The sequence below is a fragment of the Streptomyces sp. NPDC048473 genome, from assembly GCF_043200155.1.
Lineage (GTDB): Bacteria > Actinomycetota > Actinomycetes > Streptomycetales > Streptomycetaceae > Streptomyces.
Map to the genome: position 1 here is coordinate 45,690 of NZ_JBICXE010000023.1, position 16,900 is coordinate 62,589.

Genomic DNA, 16,900 nt, shown 5'->3' on the forward strand with positions numbered 1-16,900 from the left:
CAGCCTCAGCTGTTGTCGGCGGACTTGATGGCCTTGTCGATCTGCGGCAGGTAGCGGTCGATCACCCACGGCACGGTGAGCGGGTTGATGATCGAGGAGGCCGTGACGAAGGAGTTGTCCTTGCTGGAGACCACGGCGCCGCTCTTGACCGCGGGGATCGCCGCGTACAGCGGCTGAGCCTCGATCTCCTTGCGGGACTTGTCATCCATGTAGAAGGTGAAGACCAGGTCGCTGTCCTTCAGCTTCTCGGCGTTCTCCAGACCGATGAGCGCCGAGTCGGTGCCCTTGGTCTCCTTGAAGGTGTTCACGACCGGGTCGACGGTGAGGCCGAGGGAGGAGACCATCTTGACGCGCTGCTCGTCGGGCTTGAACACGCCGAGGGTGCCGGGGCCGGTGTTGTAGATGTACGAGAACTTGTACTTCTTGTAGTTCGGCCGGGTCGCCGCCGCGTCGGACAGCTGCTTCTCGATCTTCGAGATGAGGGTCTTCGCCTTGTCCGGCTGTCCCAGCGCCTTGGCGATGATGTCTATCTGCTGGTCCCAGTCCGTGCTCCATGCCTGATCGGGGTAGGCGACGGTGGGGGCGATGTCCTTGAGGATGTCGTAATCCTTCTGCGTGATCCCGGACCACGGCGCCAGGATGACATCCGGTTCGAGCTCGGTGATGGCCTCGAAGTCGATGTCCTCACCGCCCGTGAACTGGGTCGGCAGCTTGTCGCCGGACTTCTTCACCGCCTCGTGGATCCAGGGCAGATAGCCGGTCTTGTCGCTGCCCCACTCGTAGCTCTCCATGCCCACCGGGGTGTGGCCGAGCGCGATGGCCGTCTCCGCCGAGCCCTGGCCGAGGGTGACGATCCGTTCGGGCTGTTCCTTGATCTCGGCCGTGCCGAGCGCGTTCTTGATCGAGACGGGGAACGCTCCATTGCTCTTCCCGGATGCGCCGGAGGTCTCCTTGCCGTCGTCGCTCGACGAACAGCCACCGAGGACGAGAACGAGAGCTGCGGCGGTGGCAGTTGCGGCGAGCGTCCGGCGACGCACGCGGGTGAACCGGGACATGGGTGTTCCTCATGGGTTGGTGGACGAGCCGTTGGATCCCGCACGGAGTGCGAAGATTTAGGTAAGCCTAAGCTAAGCCAGCTTCCGTCTACAACCGGCCTCCAGTTATCGGTCATTGCCCTGGATTCAGGCCCATTGACGGAAGGTCTGGACCAATCTACGTTGGGCGCATCGTGGTGCGCGGAGCTTCGCGGTCGATGCCTGTCGGGGTCTTTGTCAGGATCATGACATTCATTGTTCGATTCGTCCGGGAAGGGAACTGAACATGATCGGTCGGACATCGCGCCTGCTGGGGCTCGGCCTCGCGGCGGTATGTGTCGTGCAGATGCTGGTCGGCGCAACGCCGAGTGCCGCGCAGGAGGATACGTGTGCGGTCAAATCGAAGCCCTCGGGCAAGGTGCTCCAGGGGTACTGGGAGAACTGGGACGGCGCGTCCAACGGCGTTCACCCGCCGCTCGGTTGGATTCCGGTTACCGACAGTCGCATCACGGGGCACGGCTACAACGTGATCAACACGGCCTTCCCCGTCATCCTCTCGGACGGCACCGTCCTTTGGGAGGACGGGATGGACTCGACCGTGAAGGTCCCGACGCCGGCCGAGATGTGCCAGGCGAAGGACGCCGGACTCACCACCCTGATGTCCATCGGTGGTGCGACCGCCGGTATCGACCTCAGCTCCAGTGCCGTCGCCGACCGGTTCGTCGATACGGTGGTGCCGATCCTGCAGGAGTACAACTTCGACGGCATCGACATCGACATCGAGACCGGTCTGACCGGCAGTGGCAACATCAACCAGCTGTCGACCTCGCAGGCCAACCTCATCCGCATCATCGACGGTGTACTCGCCCGGATGCCCTCGAACTTCGGCCTGACGATGGCGCCGGAGACGGCCTATGTCACCGGCGGGAGCATCACGTACGGCTCGATCTGGGGCGCCTATCTGCCCATCGTGAAGAAGTACGCGGACAACGGCCGGCTGTGGTGGCTGAACATGCAGTACTACAACGGCAGCATGTACGGGTGCGCGGGCGACTCGTACTCCGCCGGTACGGTCGAAGGGTTCACCGCGCAGACGGACTGCCTGAACAACGGCCTCGTCATCCAGGGCACCACGATCAAGGTCCCCTACGACAAGCAGGTACCGGGACTTCCGGCCCAGCCGGGCGCCGGAGGCGGCTATATGACGCCGGCTCAGGTGTCGCAGGCGTGGAACCACTACGGCAACGGCCTCAAGGGCCTGATGACCTGGTCCCTCAACTGGGACGGGTCGAAGGGGTGGACGTTCGGGGACAACGTCAAGGCGCTGCAGGGCCGTTGAGGAAATCACCAGCCGGGCAGCTCCGCCGAGGTGGACGGAGCTGCCCTTCCGGCCGGCCGCCGGTGGCGGCCGGCCGGGCCATCGGTGCGTACCGTCAGGAGCGGGGCTCGGAAGCGTCCAGCATGCCGTCGCGCTCCACGACCTTGATCCTCTCGCGTCCCTGCTCCGCACCCAGTGCCTGCTCGTGCGCGTCCAGGCGGTACCAGCCCTCGCGGGTGGTGTAGCGGACGCCGCGTTCCTCCAGGAAGGCGGTGACGGCCTCCGGCCCGGGCTGGGCAGGGGCGGGCAGCCGGCCCGTGGCGTGGTCGTCCAGGAGGCAGGCGACCGTCTCGTTGGCGTCCCCCTTGGTGTGGCCGATCAGTCCGATCGGGCCGCGCTTGATCCACCCTGTGACGTACACCGACGGCATGGGCTCCTCGCCGTCGACGACACGCCCGGCGGCGTGCGGGACGGTGCCGGAGGCCACGTCGAACGGGAGCTTCGGGAGCTCCTGCGAGTAGTAGCCGACGGCGCGGTAGACGCTCTGCACGTCCCAGTCGGTGAAGCGCCCGGTGCCCTTGACGTTCCCGGTGCCGTCCAGCTCGGTCCGCTCGGTGCGCAGTCCGACGACCCGGCCGTCCTTGCCGAGAATCTCCGTCGGGGACTCGAAGAAGTGCAGGAACAGCTTGTGCGGCCGGTCGCCCACGTCGCGGATGGCCCAGTTCTCCAGCGTGGAGGCGACCATGTTGGCCTGCTTGTTGCCGCGCCGGGTCTCGATCGAGCCCGCGTCGTACTCGATGTCCTCGGGGTTGACGATGACCTCGATGTTCGGCGAGTGGTCCAGCTCCCGCAGCTCCATCGGGCTGAACTTGGCCTGCGCGGGACCGCGACGCCCGAAGACGTGCACTTCCAGGGCCTTGTTGGCCTTGAGGCCCTCGTAGACGTTCGCGGGTATCTCGGTCGGCAGCAGTTCGTCCGCCGTCTTGGCGAGCATGCGTGCCACGTCCAGGGCCACATTGCCCACGCCGAGCACGGCGACCTTCTCCGCATTCAGGGGCCAGGTGCGCGCCACATCGGGGTGCCCGTCGTACCAGGAGACGAAGTCGGCCGCGCCGTGGGAGCCGTCCAGGGAGCTGCCGGGGATGTCGAGCGCGCGGTCCGCGTCGGCGCCGGTGGAGAAGATCACCGCGTCGTAGAAGGACCGCAGATCATCCAGGCCGATGTCGCCGGGGTAGTCCACGTTGCCGAACAGCCGCAGCTGTGGCTTGTCGAGCACCTGGTGCAGTGCCTGGACGATGCCCTTGATCCGCGGGTGGTCAGGGGCCACTCCGTAGCGGATCAGGCCGAAGGGGGCGGGCATCCGCTCGAACAGGTCGATCGAAACACCCGGGTCCTGAGCGGCCTCGGATTTCAGCAGCGCGTCCGCTGCGTAGATTCCGGCAGGGCCGGCTCCGACTATGGCGACGCGGACGGGGCGGGTCATGGAGTGCAGGTCCTTAGAACGGGCTGTCGCGGGCAGTGCGGCGCAGGGTAGAAGTAAGGATGGGCTTACCGTGCTCCACGGGACACGGTATCCGTTGCTGACCTGCGGCCTCTGGGCGGGCGGCCCTCCGGGCGGTCCGGGGCGCTGTCACCCGGTGTCCGGCACGGGTCGGCGAGCTGCCGCGACCGCGCGACACCGGATCCCCGCGGCGGTGCGAGGTTCGCTCGAAGAATCGGACAAATGATGGCAGAGTGACCCACATGGATGATCGGGTTGCGGGTGCCCTGTCACTCCCGGACGACTGGCCCGCCCACCCGGATCTCAGCCTCGCCCTGAACCGTATGGGCAGCTTCGACTGGGACCTCGACAGTGGCCTCATGCACATGGACCGGCCCGCACTCGACGTGTTCGACCTGCGGGCCGAGGAGTACGACGACCGGCCGGAGTCGCTCGCGCAGCGGGTGCCGCCGGACGAGGGCGTCCGGCTCGACGCCATGGTCTCGCAGGCCCTCAAGAGCGGGCAGAGACATTACGGCGTGTACTTCAGGATCCTGAGGCGCGACGGCACGATGCGCTGGACCCATACCCAGGGCTTTGTGCAGCGCGACGAGACGGGCCGCCCCCATCGCATCATCGGCATCGTCCGTGACGCCACCCAGGAACTGGCCGACTCCACCGCCCGCCGCGAACTGGACATGGAGCGGCAGCGCCGCACAAGCCTGGTGGAAGGCACCACGGCCGCGCTGGCCCATGCCCGGACGGTCCGCGACGTCATCGAGGTGCTGAAGAACTCCCAGGGCCTGGCGCATCTCGGTGCGACCAGCCTGGTCGTGGGGCTGATCGAGGCCGGACGCATCCATCTGGTGGCGGACGGCCCGGAGGGCTCATTCGTACCCGGCACCCGTTACACCCGGACGGACGAGCCGTACCCGATGAGTGAAGTGGTACGTACGCTCGCGCCCCGCTTCATCGAGTCCGCCACGGATTTCGCCACCTCGTACCCGATTCTGTGGCCCCACATCAGCCACCTCGGCATCACGTCCGCCGCCTATCTGCCGCTGATCGCCCAGGCCCGCCCCATCGGCGCACTCGGACTGCTCTACAGCGACAAGGACGGCTTCACCGGCGACGAACGCAATCTGCTCGTCGCGCTCGGCAGCTCCATCGCCCAGAGCCTGCAGCGGGCCATGCTGTACGAGCAGGAGCACGATCTCGCCGAGGGCCTCCAGCAGGCCATGCTGCCGCGCCGGATCCCGGATGTGCCGGGCGCGCAGGTCGCCGTCCGGTACCGGTCGGCCCGGCTGGGCCGGGACATCGGGGGCGACTGGTACGACGTCATCCCGCTGCCCGGCGGCCGGGTCGGGGCCGTCATCGGGGACGTACAGGGCCATGACACGCATGCCGCGGCCGTCATGGGGCAGCTGCGCATCGTGCTGCGCGCCTACGCGGCGGAGGGGCACAGTCCCGCCACGGTGATGGCCCGGGCCTCGGTGTTCCTCCACGAGCTGGACACCGACCGCTTCGCGACCTGCTCCTACGCCGAGGTCGACCTGACGACCGGAGTGGTGCAGCTGGTCCGGGCCGGCCATGTCGATCCGCTGGTGCGCGACACCGACGGCAGCTGCCGCAGGCTGCCCGCGGAGGGCGGGCTGCCGCTGGGGCTCTCGGCCGAGTTCGGGCGGCTCGAATATCCGGTCAGCACGGTCGAGCTGGACCCCGGTCAGACGCTGGTGCTGTTCACCGACGGTCTGGTGGAACTGCCCGGCGCCGATCTCGACGAGGGCATGCAGCTGCTGGCGTCCATGGTGTGCAACGGTCCGCAGGACCTCCAGCGGCTGGCCGACCAGCTCTGCGAGGAGGTCGACGAGCGCGGCGGCGAGGACGATGTGGCGGTCCTGCTGCTGCGCCGCAAGGCCGCTCACGCACCCCAGCCGGGCGGCCGGCTCCAGCAGCATGTCGCACAGAGCGACCCGGAGGCGCTGAGCTCCGCGCGGCACATGATCCGGGCGGCGGTACGGGCCTGGGGCGCCAAGGCGCGGGCCGACGAGGTCGAGCTGGCCGCCGACGAGCTGGTCACCAACGCGCTGATGCACACCGACGGCGGGGCGATCGTCACGATCCGGGTGCTCACCGGGCCCGAGCGGCGGCTGCGGGTCGACGTCGAGGACCGTTCCAGCGCGCTGCCCCGGCGCCGGGACGCGGGGGAGGCCGGGGTGTCCGGGCGAGGGCTGATGCTGGTGGACCGGCTGGCGGACCTGTGGGGTGTGGAGTCGCGGGGCAGCGGCAAGTGCGTGTGGTGCGAATTCGTCATTCCGGAACGTGAATGACAGCAATGTTGAGCACTACCCGACAGTAACAGAACGTAACATGTCTGTGCTTGACCGTAACCGATCGCAGGCGATTGACTGCGACTCCGTCAGTTTGTCTTTCGATGACATGAGGACCCGTTGGGCACTGAGCTACTGGCACCTCTCGATCTGGCCTTCTGGCACCTCGAATCCGATGCCCACCCCATGCACCTCGGCGCGCTCGCCGTCTTCTCCCCTGCTCCCGACCCGGCGCTCGGCGCCGGCCCGGAGACCGTGCTGGAGCTGCTGGGCACCCGCGCCGCCGCGATTCCCCGGCTGCGGATGCGGGTCAGGGACGTGCTGCTGCCGGTCGGCGGTGCGGCCTGGTTCGTGGACAAGGACTTCGATGTGCACCGGCACATCGAGCGGGTGCAGCTGACCGAGGCGGAGTCGCGGGGCGAGGACGGCGGATTCATGGCGGGCGCCACCCGGCTCGCCGGTGAGCTGATGGAGCGGCCGCTCGAACGGGGCCTGCCGCCCTGGCAGATGTATGTGATCGGCGGCGCCGACGGCGGCCCCTTCGCCGTACTCGTCAAGCTCCACCACGCGCTCGCCGACGGAATGCGCGCGGTCGCCATCGGTGCCGGGATCTTCGACGAGATCGCCTCCGTCGCCGGACGCGCCCGCACCGGTGTGCCCGCCCGCCGGGCGCGCACGGTCCCGCCCCGCTCCTGGATGCCGGGCCCGCGCCAGGTTGCCGGCCTCGCGCTGGGCCGGATCGAAGATCTCGGGCGGGCCTTCGGCGTCGGTGCCTCCATGGTGCGGGCCAGCCGCCTCGATCTGCGCGGCGCGCCCGCACTCACCGCGAGCTCCAGCGGCACCCGCCGGCTGGTCACCGCGGACCTGGACCTCGATGCCGTCCAGCGGATCCGGCGGGCCGCCGGAGGCACGACCAACGATGTCCTGCTCGCGGTCGTCGCCGGGGCGCTGCGCCGCTGGATGCTGGAGCGCGGCGAACCGCTGCCCGCCGAGGACCCGCGCGCCCTGGTGCCTGTCTCCCGCCGCAGGCCGGGCCAGGCCGCCGCGAGCGGGAACAAGCTTTCCGCCTATCTGCTCGGGCTCCCCGTCTCCGAGCCCGACCCGTGGAAGCGGCTGCGTACCGTCCGCACCGCCATGGACCGCAACAAGTCCGCAGGACCTTTCCGCGGCGCCGGCGCGGTCGCCGTGCTCGCCGATCAACTGCCCTCGCTGGCCCACCGCTTCGGCGCACCGATCGCCGGGAACGCGGCCAGGATGCTCTTCGATGTCCTGGTCACCAGCGTGCCCCTGCCGCGCTCGGCGCTCTCGCTCGGCGGCTGCCCGCTGCGCGCCGTCTACCCGATGGCGCCACTGGCCCGCGGCCAGTCGCTGGCCATCGCCCTGTCCACATATGGCGGCCGGGTGCAGGTCGGGCTGGTGGCCGACGGCAAGGCGCTGCCCGATCTGGAGCGGCTGGCGGGCTGCGCCGACGACGAGGTGGCGCAGCTGCTCGCACTGCTGCCCGCCCGCTGAACGGCCTGCGCCCCGATCGGCCATAGACCGGCCATAGATCGGACAGGTTTCTGGAAATGTGCCACAGTTCATGGTGCCTGAGGTGTTGACGTGCCCAAGTGATCCGATGAATATTCGCTGTGTGCAGGAAGCGATCACCGGGGAGGGCGGCGGAAGCATGCGGCGCAACAGGCTGGGAAGCAGCGCGGTCGAGGTCACCGAGCTGTCCTTCGGAGCGGCTGCCATCGGCAATCTCTTCAGCGCCGTCGACCCCGCGCAGGCGGCGGCCGCCGTCGACGCCGCCTGGGACGAGGGCATCCGCTACTTCGACACCGCGCCGCACTACGGACTCGGCCTCTCCGAACGGCGGCTCGGCGAGGCCCTGCGCGCCAGACCGCGCGACTCGTACGTGCTGTCCACCAAGGTGGGACGGGTGCTCGACCCGCTGCCCGCCGGCACCGGCGCCGCCTGCGAGAACATCTCCGACGGTCTCTCCGAGGGGTTCGCCGTACGGGCCACCCACCGCCGGCGCTGGGACTTCAGTGCCGACGGCGTACGCCGCAGCATCGAGGACAGCCTGGAACGGCTCGGCCTCGACCGCATCGACATCGCCTATCTGCACGACCCGGACGACCATGCGGAAACCGCGTTCCACGAGGCCTACCCGGAACTGGAGAAGCTGCGCGCGCAGGGTGTCATCGGCGCCATCGGTGCCGGTATGAACCAGACCGCGATGCTCACCCGCTTCGTGCGCGACACCGACGTCGACGTCGTGCTCTGCGCGGGCCGCTACACCCTCCTCGACCAGTCCGCCCTGACCGGGCTGCTGCCCGCTGCGGCCGCCCGCGGCCGCAGCGTCGTCGTCGGCGGGGTCTTCAACTCCGGGCTGCTCGCCGACCCGCGCCCCGGTGCCACATACGACTACACGGCCGCGCCCCCGGCCCTCCTGGACCGGGCGCTGCGCATCAAAGCCGTCACCGAGGGCCACGGCGTCCCGCTGCGCGCCGCGGCCCTCCACTATCCGCTCGCACATCCGGCCGTCGCCGGAGTGCTCGTCGGCACCCGCTCCCCGGACGAGGTGCGCGACGCCGCCGCTCTGCTCCGCCGCGAGATCCCGGACGCCCTCTGGGCCGACCTGCGCGCCGAGGGCCTGCTGACCGAGGACGGACACTGACATGAGAATCGCCCTGCACACCAAGGTCCGTGCCGACCGCATCGAGGAGTACGAGGCCGCGCACCGCGAAGTCCCCGCGGAGCTGACCACCGCGATCCGCGCGGCGGGCGCCGCCTCCTGGACGATCTGGCGCAGCGGGACCGATCTCTTCCACGTCATCGACTGCGAGGACTACGCCGCACTCCTCGCCGAACTGGAGAAGCTCCCCGTCAACATCGTGTGGCAGGCCAGGATGGCCGAGCTCCTCGACGTCGCGCACGACTATTCGTCGGACGGTGCCGAAGCCGGTCTCCCGGTCGCCTGGGAGCTGTGACATGACGGGTCAGCAACGGATCGTCGACGCCCACCACCATGTGTGGGATCTGTCGGTGCGCGACCAGGACTGGATCACCGGCGATGAACTCGCTCCGCTCCGGCGTACGTTCACCCTCGCCGACCTGGAGCCCGAGGCGCGCGCAGTGGGGGTCTGCGCCACGGTTCTCGTCCAGACCGTCACCGTCCCCGAGGAGACCCCCGAGTTTCTGGCCCTCGCCCACGACAACGACCTCGTCGCGGGCGTCGTCGGCTGGTGCGACCTCACGGCGCCGGACGTCGCCGACACCCTTGCCGCGCTGCGCGAACTTCCCGGCGGCGACCGGCTCGTCGGCATCCGCCACCAGGTCCAGGGCGAACCCGACCCCGAGTGGCTGCTGCGCCCCGACGTCCGGCGCGGACTGGGTGCCGTCGCCGGCGCAGGGCTCGTCTACGACCTCGTCGTCCAGGCCCATCAGTTGCCCGCCGCCGTCGAGGCCGCCGCCCTGCTGCCCGAGCTGACCTTCGTACTCGACCACGCCGGCAAGCCGCCCGTCGCCGCCGGTGAACTGCGTCCCTGGGCCGACGACCTCCGGGCCCTCGCCGCCCGCCCCAACACCGTGTGCAAACTCTCCGGCCTGGTCACCGAGGCCGATGTGCACGCCTGGAGCGTGAGCGATCTGCGTCCGTACGCCGACACCGTCCTGGACGCCTTCGGCCCCGGCCGGCTGATGTTCGGCTCGGACTGGCCGGTGTGCCGGCTCGCCGCGACGTACGAGGAGGTCGTCGACGCGGCACGCACCTTGACCGACGCCCTCACCGAGGACGAGCGGAATTGCGTCCTCGCCAGTACGGCCGAGCGCGTGTACGGCCTCTGACAGGCATCCGGGCGATGGTTCCGGCAGTCTGGAACCATGCCCGAACTGCCGGAAGTCGAAGCCCTGCGGGTCTTCCTCGACGACCACCTGGTCGGCAAGGAGATCGACCGCGTCCTGCCGCTCACCGTCAGCGTCCTCAAGACGTACGACCCACCGCTGACCGCCCTGCACGGCTCCACGGTCACGGACATCGCCCGGCACGGCAAGTTCCTGGACATCGGCGTGGGCCCGCTGCACCTGATCACCCATCTCGCCCGGGCCGGCTGGCTGCGCTGGAAGGACAGCTTCCCCGCCGCGCCGCCGCGCCCCGGCAAGGGGCCCCTGGCGCTGCGTACCGTACTCACCGGCGGCGACGGCTTCGACCTCACCGAGGCGGGCACCACCAAACGTCTCTCCGTATATCTGGTGCACGAACCGGCCGAGGTGCCGGGCATCGCCCGACTGGGCCCCGACCCCCTGGACGACTCCTTCGACCGTGACGCGTTCGCCACGCTGCTCGCCGGGGAACGCCGCCGGATCAAGGGCGCCCTGCGCGACCAGTCCCTGATCGCCGGCATCGGCAACGCCTACAGCGACGAGATCCTGCACGTCGCGAAGATGTCGCCGTATCTGCTCACCGCGAGCCTCACCGACGACGGGATCACCCGGCTCCACACCGCGCTGCGCACCACGCTCCGCGACGCGGTCGTACGCTCCAGCGGACTGGCGGCCGGACAGCTCAAGGCCGAGAAGAAGAGCGGGATGCGCGTCCACGGACGCACCGGCGAAGCGTGCCCCGTCTGCGGGGACACCATCCGCGAGGTGTCGTTCAGCGACTCCTCGCTCCAGTACTGCCCGACCTGCCAGACCGGCGGCAAACCGCTGGCCGACCGACGGCTGTCCAGACTGCTCAAGTAGCGCGGTTCAGCGGGTGATCCGCAGCAACCGTTGCCCGCCCGCCGTCCGTACCTCGAAGTGGTCGATGCCGTCGGGCCGGAGCGCGGCCCCACCCCGTACCACCACCGGCTCCGGCCCCGGACCGCGCACCGACCAGGTGGCCACCGTCTCCTCACTCCCGTCCCGCCCCACCGCGACCAGTGCGCACACCCCCGCCACCGGCACCCGTGCCACATCGAGACCCACATCCGTGCCCCACTCACGCGCCCCGGTCGTCACCACGGCCACCGCCCCCGAGGCCCGGTCCGCCCCCGCCCACCGCTGCGTCGCCGCCCCGCCCGACCCCCCGGCCACCGCGAACGGCCCGCCCACCGCCAGGACCACCGCGACCGCCACCAGCGCGATCCGCCGCCCCCGGCTCCGGCGCCGCCGGGCCGCCGCCGCACCCACCGCGCGCCGCAACAACTCCGGGCCCGCCCGCTCCACCGGACCGACCCCCGGCGGTGTCAGCCGGGCGTACCGTTCAAGCACGGCCGCCACCCCGGCGAACTCCGCCGCCATGAGCCGGCACCGGGCACACTCCGCCAGATGCTCCTCGAATCGGAAGGCATCGGCGGCGCCGAGCACACCCAGTGCATGGGCGCCGACATCGCGATGAGGTTCCAGGGTGCGCATGCTGTCCGGTACGGAAAGAAGCGGTGAATCACTCAGCCCGCCACCCCCGTGTACGCCCTAAACTCCGGCCCATGCTGCGCGTACTCGCCGTCGACGACGAAGAACCCGCCCTGGAGGAACTCCTCTACCTCCTGCGCGCCGATCCCCGCATCCGCAGCGCCGAGGGCGCCACCGGTGCCACCGAGGCGCTGCGCCGCATCGGCAGCGCCGTCGAGGCGGGCCCCGACGACCCGTCCGCCATCGACGTCGTCTTCCTCGACATCCACATGGCCGGCCTCACCGGTCTCGACGTCGCCCAGCTGCTGGCCGGATTCGCCGCACCCCCGCTCATCGTCTTCGTCACCGCACACGAGGGCTTCGCCGTCCACGCCTTCGACCTGAAGGCCGTCGACTACGTCCTCAAGCCGGTACGCCGCGAACGCCTCGCCGAAGCGGTACGCCGCGTGGCCGAACAGGTCGGCGACCGCTCCGCACCCGTACCCGACACCGCGAACGACCAGATACCGGTGGAGCTCGGCGGAGTGATCCGGTTCATCCCGATCGACGACATCGCCTATGCCGAGGCCCAGGGCGACTACGCCCGGCTGCACACCGACAACGGCAGCCACCTCGTCCGCGTCCCCCTCACCACCCTGGAGGAACGCTGGCGCTCGCGCGGCTTCGTACGCATCCACCGCCGCCATCTCGTCGCCCTGGGGCGGATCGACGAACTCCGCCTCGACGCGGGCAGCATGAGCGTGCGCATCGGCACCGCGGAGCTCGCCGTCAGCCGTCGCCACACCCGCGCGCTGCGCGATCTGCTGATGCGCCGGACCGGCCGCTGACCAGGGCCTACCCGGGCCCGAACCCCTTCCCACGGGGGACCGGTGCTGCGTACACTCCGGGCCCATGTCCGCAGAGCCAACGCCCCGGCGTGAAGTGGTGACGGGGGAGCCCCGGCGGGTGCGCCCGCTGCCGCGCTACCGCACCCAGTCGGAGATCGACGAGCAGACCGCACTCGGCGGCGCGTACGTGCGTTCGCTGATGCGCAGCCAACTGCGCGCCGGGCTCACCGCGTTCACCGTCCTCGCCGTGGTCGTCGGCACACTGCCGCTCGTCTTCGAAGCCCTGCACAGCGCCGCGCTCGTCTGGGCCGTCCTCGGGTTCGCCGCCTATCCGCCACTGACTCTGACCGCCTGGTGGTACGTGCGACGGGCCGAGCGCAACGAACGCGACTTCGCCCGGCTCGTGGAAGGCCGCCCCGCACAGTGAGCCGTACGTACGCGGTGACGGCCGTCGCCGTCGTCGTTGTCGCGACCGTCCTCGTCGGCGGTTTCGGGCTGCGCATCTCCCGTACCACCTCCGACTTCTACGTCGCCTCACGCACCGTACGGCCCCGGCTCAACGCCGCGGCGATCAGCGGCGAATACCTCTCCGCCGCATCCTTCCTCGGCATCGCCGGCCTGGTGCTCGTGCACGGCCCGGACATGCTCTGGTATCCGGTCGGATACACCGCGGGCTATCTGGTTCTGCTGGTCTTCGTCGCTGCACCGCTGCGTCGCTCGGGGGCGTATACCCTGCCCGACTTCGCCGAGGGGCGGCTGGAATCGCGGCAGGTGCGCAGGCTGGTGAGCGTCTTCGTCGTCGCGGCGGGCTGGCTCTATCTCGTACCGCAGCTCCAGGGCGCGGGACTGACGCTCAAGACCCTGACCGGGGCGCCCGGCTGGCTCGGTGATGTGCTCGTGGCGTCCGTCGTCGTCATCGCCGTCGCAGCGGGCGGCATGCGGTCCATCACCTTCGTGCAGGTCTTCCAGTACTGGCTGAAGCTGACCGCACTCCTCGTTCCCGCGATCTTCCTGGTGCTCGCCTGGCAGGGCGACGGGCAGCCCCGTGTCGCCTTCCACGAACAGCTCTCCGTCTTCCGCGCCGACCATCCGCTGTACGCCACCTACGGGCTGATCGTCGCGACCTTCCTCGGCACCATGGGCCTCCCGCATGTCGTCGTCCGCTTCTACACCAGCCCCAACGGCCGCGACGCCCGACGCACAACGGTCGCCGTCCTCGCCCTCATCGGCGTGTTCTATCTGCTGCCGCCGGTCTACGGCGCACTGGGCAGGCTGTACGCCCCCGAGCTGATCCACGGCGGGGATGCGGACGCCGCCGTCCTGCTGCTGCCCGGACGGGTCATCGGCGGGCTCGGTGGGGATCTGCTCGGCGCGCTCATCGCGGGCGGCGCCTTCGCCGCGTTCCTGTCGACCGCCTCCGGCCTCACGATGGCCGTCGCCGGAGTCATCACCCAGGACGTCCTCCCGTCGCGCGGGGTACGGCACTTCCGGCTGGCCACCGTCCTCGCCATCTGCGTACCGCTGGCCGGTTCGCTGATGGTCAGCCGGGTGCCGGTGGCCGACTCGGTCGGAATGGCGTTCGCCGTCTCCGCGTCCTCCTTCTGCCCGCTGCTGGTCCTCGGCATCTGGTGGCGGCGGCTCACCCCGCCCGGCGCGATCGCCGGGCTGCTGCTCGGCGGCGGCTCCGCGTTCCTGTCCGTCGCCATCACCGTCAGCGGCGCGGTACGCCCGCCCGGCTGGCCGCACGCCCTGCTCGCCTGGCCCGCCGTCTGGTCGGTGCCGGTCGGCTTCCTCGCCATGGTTCTGGTGTCCCTCGCCACCTCCGGCCGGATACCTCCCGGTACGAACGCCGCCATGACCCGCTTCCACCTGCCGGAAGCGCTGACCTCGGGGAGACACCGATGACCGGGGCCGGATACGCCGCAATCCTCCTGCTCGTCCTCCTGCTGCTCGGCGCGGGCTTCCTGCTCGGCCGCCGCACGGCCCGCCCCGTCCGTACCAGCGATGTCGGAACCCCCGTCGAGCACGCCACCTTCGAGACCCTGCACACCGCCTCGCTGGCCGCGCCGCCACTGCGCGCCGGACTCACCGAGGAGAGCGCCCGCAAATCCGCCCGCAGGCTCCGCTCCCTGCTCGGCACCGACGCCCTCTGCCTCACCGACCGCGACCGGGTGCTCGTCTGGGACGGCGAGGGCGAACACCATGGCCGGCACGTCATGGACCAGGTGCAGGGCCTCCTCGCCAGCGGCCGCGACACCGCTTTCCACAGTGACTGCGACGACCTCGACTGCCCGCTGCGCTGGGCCGTCGCCGTGCCGCTCACCGTTGACCACCGGGTCCTCGGCACCCTCATCGCCTACGCCCCGCGCGAATCCGCGGTGCTGGCCAGAGCGGCCGGCGAGGTGGCCCGCTGGGTCTGCGTACAGCTGGAACTCGCCGAACTCGACCGATCCCGCACCCAGCTCATCGAGGCCGAGATCAGGGCGCTACGGGCCCAGATCTCCCCGCACTTCATCTTCAACTCACTGGCCGCCATCGCCTCGTTCGTCCGCACCGACCCCGAGCGGGCCCGCGAACTCCTGCTGGAATTCGCCGATTTCATCCGCTACTCGTTCCGCAGCCACGGCGACTTCACCACCCTCGCCGACGAACTCCACTCCATCGACCAGTACCTGGCACTCGTACGGGCCCGCTTCGGCGAACGGCTCGCGGTCACCCTCCAGGTCGCCCCCGAAGTGCTGCCCGTCGCCCTGCCGTTCCTCTGCCTCCAGCCCCTGGTCGAGAACGCCGTCAAACACGGCCTCGAAGGAGCCGTCGCCCTTCCCCGAGCTCTCAACTCCGTTCGAGCAGGGGAGACCCCGACCCGCATCACCATCCGCGCACTGGACGCCGGCTCCGAGGCCGAGGTCGTCATCGAGGACGACGGCACCGGAATGGACCCGGAACGCCTGCGCCACATCCTGCGCGGCGAGGGCGGCCGTTCCACCGGAATCGGTCTGCTGAACGTCGACGAACGGCTGCGCCAGGTGTACGGGGACGACTACGGACTCGTCATCGAGACGGGCATCGGCGCCGGGATGAAGATCACGGTACGGCTGCCGAAGTACCGTGCGGGGGTGCACGGTTCCTGACCACCGGGCGGAGCGGCGATCAGTGGAGATGGATCGCCAGATGCCCCAGCGGCAGCCCCAGCTGCCAGGCCGGCGTCCACACCTGGGCCGCCTCCTCCGCGTCCGCCTTGCCGCCCATCGGTTCCCAGGGCGGCGGACCGATCGCATCGAGGTCGGCCGCGAGCAGCTCGGTCTCCTCCAGCCAACGCCAGGCCACGCGGGCCAGCGCCAGGTCGGTATCCGCCCCGGGCCCCGGCGCCGCCTCCAGCACGTCGAGCCGCTCGCAGACCCAGCCGCGCCAGGCCGCCCCGTACGCCGTCAACAGCCGCAGCTCATCCATCCGGGCCGCGGGCAGGGCATCGGGCACCCCGCCGTCGGAGAGGAAGACGGTGAGCGCGAGCGCGTCCCGCCCCGCGCGGTACTCCAGCGTGGACGGCTCCATCAGATCGCCGGTCCGCAGCAGCTCGTCGGCGATGTACTCGGCGTACATCCAGGCCATCGGGACCAGCAGCCCGCCCCCACTGGTTCCATCCTGACGTTCCGGGCACATCCCGTATCGCCTCTTTCTCTTCTCGGCTCCGGGCTTCACGGAGCATTGAACCGGGGGAGCGCGCCCCGCGTGGCCAGAAGGACAGGATCCGTCACGACCCGATCCGTCCACGACACGAGGATGCGATGACCGCCGATCCCGGGGAGGGCCCGCACGTGCGGCAGTTGCTCGGCGCCTATGTTCTCGATGCGCTCACGGCCGGCGAGACCCGCACGGTCTGTCGCCATCTGCAGTCCTGCGACCGCTGCGCCGCCGACTATGTGGAGGTCGCGGAGGCCGTGTCGCTGCTCGCCCTGCTCAGCGAGGAGGACCTGCTGGAGTAGCCCGGCAGGTTACGGGAGAGCTGACGCAGCGCGTAGTAGGACCGGGACTTGACCGTGCCCGCCGGAATACCGAGAGCCCGGGCCGTCTCGCCCACGCTCAGCCCGCGGAAATATATCTGGACGAGGACCGCACGGTGTTCCGGGCCGAGGGCGCGTACCGCATCGCGCACATCGAGGGCGGAGACCGTGGACTCGGCGGTGTCCTCCTCGCCCGCGGCGGCCTCCAGCACGACGTCACTGACCTCGGTCGGCCGGGCCTGCCTGGAGCGGCGCGCATCGATCGCGAGGCGCCGCGCGACTGTGAAGAGCCAGGGCCGCATCGAGTCGTACGGGGCGTCGAATGCCTCCGGATGCTGCCAGGCCCGCACCATCGTCTCCTGGAGCAGATCCTCGGCCCGCTGCCGGTCGCCGAAAGTCAGCCCGAGCAGGAAGTGGTACAGGGCGGGACCGTGCTCCCGCTGGAGGTCCGCCAGGGCCCGCTCATCGGTCGTCGTGGTGGTCATCGTGAACGCCCTTCCCCGCAGTGGCCCTGCCGCTTCGCTGCCG

At 70.3% G+C, this 16,900-nt stretch carries 17 protein-coding genes; 12 read left to right on the plus strand and 5 right to left on the minus strand.

The genetic code is table 11. From position 1 onward, the window contains the following. Positions 1-5: 5 nt before the first annotated feature. Positions 6-1,055, minus strand: a complete 1,050-nt coding sequence (locus tag ACGFU7_RS30025) for an iron-siderophore ABC transporter substrate-binding protein (protein WP_393699871.1) — start codon at positions 1,053-1,055, stop codon at positions 6-8. A gap of 265 nt (positions 1,056-1,320) precedes the next feature. On the opposite strand from ACGFU7_RS30025, the gene ACGFU7_RS30030 reads away from it, so the two are divergent. Further along, positions 1,321-2,373: a chitinase gene (locus ACGFU7_RS30030; RefSeq protein ID WP_393699873.1), complete on the plus strand. Its 1,053-nt coding sequence runs from the start codon at positions 1,321-1,323 to the stop codon at positions 2,371-2,373. 94 nt (positions 2,374-2,467) lie between these two features. Here the strand turns inward: ACGFU7_RS30030 and ACGFU7_RS30035 are convergent, their stop codons facing one another. Continuing rightward, a complete protein-coding gene (locus ACGFU7_RS30035) occupies positions 2,468-3,835 on the minus strand; it encodes an FAD-dependent oxidoreductase (RefSeq protein ID WP_393699875.1) in 1,368 nt (455 codons plus the stop codon). Between the two features lie 260 nt (positions 3,836-4,095). Between ACGFU7_RS30035 and ACGFU7_RS30040 the strand changes: the two genes are divergently transcribed. From ACGFU7_RS30040 to ACGFU7_RS30065, 6 genes are all read left to right on the plus strand, one after another. After that, positions 4,096-6,162, plus strand: coding sequence for a SpoIIE family protein phosphatase (locus ACGFU7_RS30040; protein ID WP_393699877.1), 2,067 nt, complete (start codon positions 4,096-4,098; stop codon positions 6,160-6,162). 120 nt (positions 6,163-6,282) lie between these two features. Next, positions 6,283-7,674, plus strand: a complete 1,392-nt coding sequence (locus ACGFU7_RS30045; RefSeq protein WP_393699879.1) for a wax ester/triacylglycerol synthase family O-acyltransferase — start codon at positions 6,283-6,285, stop codon at positions 7,672-7,674. Between the two features lie 157 nt (positions 7,675-7,831). Beyond that, positions 7,832-8,827, plus strand: coding sequence for an aldo/keto reductase (locus tag ACGFU7_RS30050; RefSeq protein WP_393700026.1), 996 nt, complete (start codon positions 7,832-7,834; stop codon positions 8,825-8,827). 1 nt (position 8,828) lies between these two features. Beyond that, positions 8,829-9,140 (plus strand): L-rhamnose mutarotase, encoded by a 312-nt coding sequence (locus ACGFU7_RS30055; protein WP_393699881.1) that lies wholly within the window; start codon positions 8,829-8,831, stop codon positions 9,138-9,140. Between the two features lies 1 nt (position 9,141). Beyond that, on the plus strand, positions 9,142-9,996 hold the full coding sequence (locus tag ACGFU7_RS30060) for an amidohydrolase family protein (protein WP_393699882.1): 855 nt from the start codon (positions 9,142-9,144) through the stop codon (positions 9,994-9,996). Between the two features lie 36 nt (positions 9,997-10,032). Next, positions 10,033-10,893 (plus strand): Fpg/Nei family DNA glycosylase, encoded by an 861-nt coding sequence (locus tag ACGFU7_RS30065; RefSeq protein ID WP_393699884.1) that lies wholly within the window; start codon positions 10,033-10,035, stop codon positions 10,891-10,893. Positions 10,894-10,899: 6 nt separating this feature from the next. Here the strand turns inward: ACGFU7_RS30065 and ACGFU7_RS30070 are convergent, their stop codons facing one another. Then, a complete protein-coding gene (locus tag ACGFU7_RS30070) occupies positions 10,900-11,499 on the minus strand; it encodes a zf-HC2 domain-containing protein (RefSeq protein ID WP_393700028.1) in 600 nt (199 codons plus the stop codon). A gap of 119 nt (positions 11,500-11,618) precedes the next feature. Between ACGFU7_RS30070 and ACGFU7_RS30075 the strand changes: the two genes are divergently transcribed. The 4 genes from ACGFU7_RS30075 to ACGFU7_RS30090 all read left to right on the plus strand — a co-directional run bounded on the left by ACGFU7_RS30075 (position 11,619) and on the right by ACGFU7_RS30090 (position 15,502). Next, on the plus strand, positions 11,619-12,371 hold the full coding sequence (locus tag ACGFU7_RS30075) for a LytR/AlgR family response regulator transcription factor (RefSeq protein WP_393699886.1): 753 nt from the start codon (positions 11,619-11,621) through the stop codon (positions 12,369-12,371). Positions 12,372-12,435: 64 nt separating this feature from the next. Next, entirely contained in the window at positions 12,436-12,798 is a 363-nt protein-coding gene (locus tag ACGFU7_RS30080) for a hypothetical protein (protein ID WP_389793782.1), read from the plus strand. Then, positions 12,795-14,276: a cation acetate symporter gene (locus ACGFU7_RS30085; protein WP_393699887.1), complete on the plus strand. Its 1,482-nt coding sequence runs from the start codon at positions 12,795-12,797 to the stop codon at positions 14,274-14,276. Before ACGFU7_RS30080 ends, ACGFU7_RS30085 begins: the two co-directional genes overlap by 4 nt. Further along, entirely contained in the window at positions 14,273-15,502 is a 1,230-nt protein-coding gene (locus ACGFU7_RS30090) for a sensor histidine kinase (protein ID WP_393699889.1), read from the plus strand. The genes ACGFU7_RS30085 and ACGFU7_RS30090 overlap by 4 nt, the downstream gene beginning before the upstream one ends. Positions 15,503-15,521: 19 nt before the next feature. Here the strand turns inward: ACGFU7_RS30090 and ACGFU7_RS30095 are convergent, their stop codons facing one another. Then, on the minus strand, positions 15,522-16,031 hold the full coding sequence (locus ACGFU7_RS30095; protein ID WP_393699891.1) for a hypothetical protein: 510 nt from the start codon (positions 16,029-16,031) through the stop codon (positions 15,522-15,524). 125 nt (positions 16,032-16,156) lie between these two features. On the opposite strand from ACGFU7_RS30095, the gene ACGFU7_RS30100 reads away from it, so the two are divergent. Next, positions 16,157-16,354, plus strand: coding sequence for a zf-HC2 domain-containing protein (locus ACGFU7_RS30100; RefSeq protein WP_393699892.1), 198 nt, complete (start codon positions 16,157-16,159; stop codon positions 16,352-16,354). Here ACGFU7_RS30100 and ACGFU7_RS30105 read toward each other — a convergent pair. Further along, the gene (locus ACGFU7_RS30105) at positions 16,288-16,857 is read right to left on the minus strand and encodes a sigma-70 family RNA polymerase sigma factor (protein WP_393699894.1); all 570 of its coding nucleotides are present in this window, start codon (positions 16,855-16,857) and stop codon (positions 16,288-16,290) included. The genes ACGFU7_RS30100 and ACGFU7_RS30105 overlap by 67 nt on opposite strands. Between the last annotated feature and the right edge of the window lie 43 nt (positions 16,858-16,900).

Coding starts and splice junctions, on each gene's coding strand:
- ACGFU7_RS30035 (WP_393699875.1), bottom strand. CDS start 3,835: ATGACCCGCCCCGTCCGCGTCGCCATAGTCGGAGCCGGCCCTGCCGGA.
- ACGFU7_RS30075 (WP_393699886.1), top strand. CDS start 11,619: ATGCTGCGCGTACTCGCCGTCGACGACGAAGAACCCGCCCTGGAGGAA.
- ACGFU7_RS30090 (WP_393699889.1), top strand. CDS start 14,273: ATGACCGGGGCCGGATACGCCGCAATCCTCCTGCTCGTCCTCCTGCTG.
- ACGFU7_RS30100 (WP_393699892.1), top strand. CDS start 16,157: ATGACCGCCGATCCCGGGGAGGGCCCGCACGTGCGGCAGTTGCTCGGC.
- ACGFU7_RS30060 (WP_393699882.1), top strand. CDS start 9,142: ATGACGGGTCAGCAACGGATCGTCGACGCCCACCACCATGTGTGGGAT.
- ACGFU7_RS30055 (WP_393699881.1), top strand. CDS start 8,829: ATGAGAATCGCCCTGCACACCAAGGTCCGTGCCGACCGCATCGAGGAG.
- ACGFU7_RS30025 (WP_393699871.1), bottom strand. CDS start 1,055: ATGTCCCGGTTCACCCGCGTGCGTCGCCGGACGCTCGCCGCAACTGCC.
- ACGFU7_RS30080 (WP_389793782.1), top strand. CDS start 12,436: ATGTCCGCAGAGCCAACGCCCCGGCGTGAAGTGGTGACGGGGGAGCCC.
- ACGFU7_RS30095 (WP_393699891.1), bottom strand. CDS start 16,031: ATGTGCCCGGAACGTCAGGATGGAACCAGTGGGGGCGGGCTGCTGGTC.
- ACGFU7_RS30050 (WP_393700026.1), top strand. CDS start 7,832: ATGCGGCGCAACAGGCTGGGAAGCAGCGCGGTCGAGGTCACCGAGCTG.
- ACGFU7_RS30105 (WP_393699894.1), bottom strand. CDS start 16,857: ATGACCACCACGACGACCGATGAGCGGGCCCTGGCGGACCTCCAGCGG.
- ACGFU7_RS30030 (WP_393699873.1), top strand. CDS start 1,321: ATGATCGGTCGGACATCGCGCCTGCTGGGGCTCGGCCTCGCGGCGGTA.
- ACGFU7_RS30065 (WP_393699884.1), top strand. CDS start 10,033: ATGCCCGAACTGCCGGAAGTCGAAGCCCTGCGGGTCTTCCTCGACGAC.
- ACGFU7_RS30040 (WP_393699877.1), top strand. CDS start 4,096: ATGGATGATCGGGTTGCGGGTGCCCTGTCACTCCCGGACGACTGGCCC.